Genomic DNA, 4,221 nt, shown 5'->3' with positions numbered 1-4,221 from the left:
CAGCCCTATAAGAGCCTGAAGTCGCTATTAGCATCCAATGATATCGACGCCGTTATCATCGCCACTCCACCTGATGCCCATGCAAAGCTGACATTTGCCGCAGCCAAGGCCGGTAAGCATGTCTTTAGTGAGAAGCCGCTTGCTGTGAACACCCGTGATTGTGATGCAATGATTGCAGTCTGTGAAGAAGCGGAAGTTGCGTTAGGAATCGGGCTGGTCCTGCGCTATATTGCCCACTATCCAAAGTCGAAAGAGATACTTGATACCGGCATACTAGGTAAACCCCTCTCTATTTCTGTGGTACGCACAGGGAATAACAAAGTGGGTTTCGGTCATGGCTGGCGATCCAAATACAAAGAGTGTGGCGGGGCTCTCATGGAAATTAACGCCCATGAGATTGATTATATGCGATGGCTTGCGGGAGAGCCTGAGTCAGTATTCGCCGTAGGGGGAAATGCAGGAGGTTTCACGGACTACCCCGACTACGCAGTTGTAACTATAACGTTCCAAGAGGGCGCATGCGGGGTTCTTCGATCGTCTTTATGTTCTCCAATTGGTGAGTTAGGAACAAGCATTCAGTGCACAAATGGAAACATGATACATGGCGGTTTCAGCGGCGAATTAAAGTGGGAAACATTCGATGGCAAGTCAGGCTCATTCACCAGAGAAGAGCTAGGCAACCCCAACGCGCATGAGTGCGAACTCCGTTCCTTCGTCGAATATGTACTTGATAGCAAACCTATGTTCTGTACCCCATGGGATGGCCGACAAGCAGTTGCCATTGCTGAAGTCGCCTACAAATCCATATCTACAGGAAAAGTCATTAAGATGGCATAGAGCGCTTATTTACGAAGCGCTCTCTTTTTGGGCGGGATGGAAGTACGTGGTTTGCCTCTTGAGGCTAGCTCGGTGATATCTGACGAGACCAAGGTTTCTAGTTTGGTTGTTGGATAATAGGCTTCGAGAATTTGACGGAAGGTCTGCCCTGCCTCAGCTCGGCCATTTGCACCCCATTGGCATAATCCGACGCCATGACCATAACCAGTGCCATTTATAAGCCAACCGCTCTCATTCTTCTCAATAGTAAACCGTGTGCTCTGGAACTTATCCCAACCAAAACAGTTGCGGAATGACACCCCATTCACAGTGGCCTTCCCAGACATTCCCTCAATCTCCACTTTTTGAACACGATATGAAGAGCCAGCCGCAATTATTTTAAGACTAATTACTTCTCCGACATCTTTTTTAACACTTTTCAGGAGTGTTTTGATATTGTCTTTAGTTAAGTTTATTGTCCAGGTGTAGCGGGGGCATTTCGCGCAATAGGGATTATCGCCATTTAAATCTGATGTTCCGATGAGATAAGGTTGAGCAGAACCAAAACCAGTTTCAGTACTGGCAGCAGTGGCGCCTCCACAAGCGGCATGATAAACGCAATCGGCGATTTGGCTATCACTGGTGAGCACTATGCCTTCAGTTAGCCGAACCGCTTCGTTAGTGCTCTCCCTTTCAGCGCTCATCCCAAGATAGCATTGACAGTGAACCCCATCACATAAATCATATCCGTCGGCTTCGTGCCGATGCTGTCCTCGGACGGTATATGATCTAGCAGCAACTGCTTGCGCCTTAAGCGCCTCGACTTTCCATTTGGAAGGCATCTCTGAGGGCACAACACCCATCAGATAAGACTCCAATCCCACATCGTTAATAGCAAACAGCTTGCCATTAACAATTTTGATTAAAAGACGACCATGGAAGCGCGATAGCTTTTCGCTGAAAGCTCCGATCTGCACGATGTTCTCATCCGGAGAAAAGATTTCGATACTCTCACAATCTAGAGAATTATCGCCGTTAACTGCATGGACTTTACCGTTAATTGAGGTTAAGGCCCAGACCTGCCCAGCTTCACATTCGAGAAGAATCTTTTTGGCTTGAGGATCGATTATGTGAAAGGTGGAATTGGCGCTTATAATGAGTTTTTGAGCGTTAGCGAAGCGTTTGAGGCCGACATAAAGTGTGCCCGGTGAATTGACCGCAGCTGCCGCCGGCAAGGCTATTACTAATATCCACAGATAGTAAAGAAGCCATCCATGGCGCATTAAGTACCCCTCCATCGGCACACATTTAGCGCTTAGGTTCGATTGTGTCCTCCCCTAAGGCTAGTGAGTATTTAAGCACACACTCGATAACACTGTCAACTAATATTATCGGTAGATTTGCCCATAAATGACAATAAACGCCACCTCAGAGGCAACGTTCATCGTTTTATTCAGTCGGGGCGACTGGATTCGAACCAGCGACCTCACCCACCCGAAAGGTGCGCTCTACCAAGCTGAGCCACGCCCCGACGCCGTAGCGAAGGTATTATACCCCCACTTTGCCTAAATCACATCCGCGATTCTCACAAACTCAATTGCATACATAAGACCGTCCCGATTTTTATGTTTGAAAATGAGAGGCTAAAGGTCATAGGGTGTAACGCCTATCGCTCGCACAGGGCTGGCCTCGGCACCTTCAAATCTTAAAGGGAAACCAAAAAAGTAAAATCTATTATTGAACTTGTCCAGATTGACAAGAGTTTCGAATATCGGTATGCCCGCTTCTGCGGCTTTCTTATGGGCAAGACATCCTGCAGCTAACCCAGCAGCGCTATCAACCGATCCGCTATCAATTCCAATTGCTTTGACCCCTTTAGCAATCAGAAGATCCATCGCTTCAGGAGTGATACCTGGCCATCCTTCTTCGAAAAAGCGTGGAGTATTCACCCGCTTGCTCCAACCAGTATAGAAGAAGATGATTTCGCCTGGATTGATTTCATTCTTTTCAACATCCTCAGGTGTGATGTCTTGAAAAGGCTTCTTGAGGGCTTTAATAACCCATGCCTCGCCACTAAACACTCCTGCAGGCATAGAGTCAATTGATTGACCTTTATCCAGAAAATGAAGCGGCGCATCCACATGTGTTCCTACATGCAGCCCCGTTTCAACAAAAGATAAGTTCACCCCAGCGTCCTTATATTTCCTGAACCATGACCTCTTAAATTGAGGATCTCCGGGATAGCATATTGTTTTCTTGTTTAAAGGTGCCGTCAGGTCGATTATATGACCTCGAAAAAGATCGGAATAGAAGGTGAATCTTGACAATGCTTTACCTGGCATTTCGTTATGTCCAGGAAGGTTATCAGTACATTTTTCGATTATTTTATTGAGTTCCTGAAGGTTTTCAACCCAATTCTCTTGCAGTTTCTTGAGCATAGGAAGGAGGCTTGGATGAGGAAATTCATCCATAGATTCGAAAAGCATTGGATATCTAAAAGTACACTCGAGGCCTTCTTTTATTATCTCGTCGATAGCCCTCAAATCTTTGCGTCTGGCCAAACCTTCAATTGCTTCCCAGCGTGCTTCTTCAAAGTCATCATCTAAGCGTTTTGCCAGAGCTTCTCTTATCTCCTCGCTGTCAACAGGCTCTGCATCATCATCATGCGCATTGCCAAGCCCTAATGTTGCCCAATTACGCACTTCATCATCTTTGTCTTTTGTTAACTCGATTAACGTATTGATAGCGATTGGGTCTGCCTTAAAGCCTAATGCGCACGCAACTCGAAACCGAATGTCATTTTCTGGATGGTTCTTGAAGCTACTAATAACCTCTATTGCCCGAGGATCATCAATATGTCCCAAAGCTGTGCAGGCCGAAGAAATGACATTTGGATCCTGTTCATTTCTAAGCATCTTTATAAGATATGGTGCAGATTCATCATCAAATTCCCTCGGAGGAGGTCCGCCACCAAGCTGGCCCAAAATATCTGATCCAACTTCCCTCTTAACTGGATCCTCACTCTTGCACAATCCGATGGCCGCATCGAAAACATCTCGCGTTCCTCTTTGATGCAGTATCATTACTTCTTCCCAATATTCATCACCCTCAAGAGCAAGCGCAGCAACGATTACCTCATCAATCGGCCGTTGGTCATTTTTTATCCTATCCCAATTATAGTCACTCATCCCATTACCTCCTCGCTCCGCAAAGATATACTTAATTTTCTATTCTATAACGTAACACTCAATCCCTGCCAATAAGATAAATTATCAATGAAATTCATCGCTCATTCAGTTAAAAAAGTATGAATAGATAAGAAGTACTGGTCTGCATAAAGAAAGAATAAGTTTCAACAAATCAATTGGCCTCTCCTGTTAATGAGAGAGGCCTTATAATTCTATA

General features: G+C 45.6%; 3 protein-coding genes and 1 tRNA gene. 1 reads left to right on the top strand and 3 read right to left on the bottom strand.

Annotated elements, in window-relative coordinates:
- Positions 1-837, top strand: an 837-nt coding sequence (locus tag WCO51_10355; GenBank protein MEI6513658.1) for a Gfo/Idh/MocA family oxidoreductase, incomplete at its 5' end; no start/stop codon positions are given.
- A 5-nt stretch (positions 838-842) separates the two neighbouring features.
- Here the strand turns inward: WCO51_10355 and WCO51_10350 are convergent.
- The 3 genes from WCO51_10350 to WCO51_10340 form a co-directional block, all read right to left on the bottom strand.
- Positions 843-2,099, bottom strand: a complete 1,257-nt coding sequence (locus tag WCO51_10350; GenBank protein MEI6513657.1) for a SpoIID/LytB domain-containing protein — start codon at positions 2,097-2,099, stop codon at positions 843-845.
- Positions 2,100-2,273: 174 nt separating this feature from the next.
- Positions 2,274-2,347: transfer RNA gene (locus WCO51_10345), tRNA-Pro, on the bottom strand.
- 112 nt (positions 2,348-2,459) lie between these two features.
- Complete coding sequence (locus WCO51_10340) at positions 2,460-4,004, bottom strand: cyclase family protein (protein MEI6513656.1); 1,545 nt, start codon at positions 4,002-4,004, stop codon at positions 2,460-2,462.
- Positions 4,005-4,221: the final 217 nt, after the last annotated feature.

It is taken from the genome of bacterium (assembly GCA_037131655.1).
GTDB lineage: Bacteria > Armatimonadota > Fimbriimonadia > Fimbriimonadales > JBAXQP01 > JBAXQP01.
Note: the sequence above shows the minus strand (reverse complement) of the source record. Positions and strands in the feature narration are given on the sequence as shown.

What these genes read in the sequence shown, in the direction of transcription:
- WCO51_10350 (MEI6513657.1), bottom strand. Translation starts at nt 2,099, where the DNA reads ATGCGCCATGGATGGCTTCTTTACTATCTGTGGATATTAGTAATAGCC.
- WCO51_10340 (MEI6513656.1), bottom strand. Translation starts at nt 4,004, where the DNA reads ATGAGTGACTATAATTGGGATAGGATAAAAAATGACCAACGGCCGATT.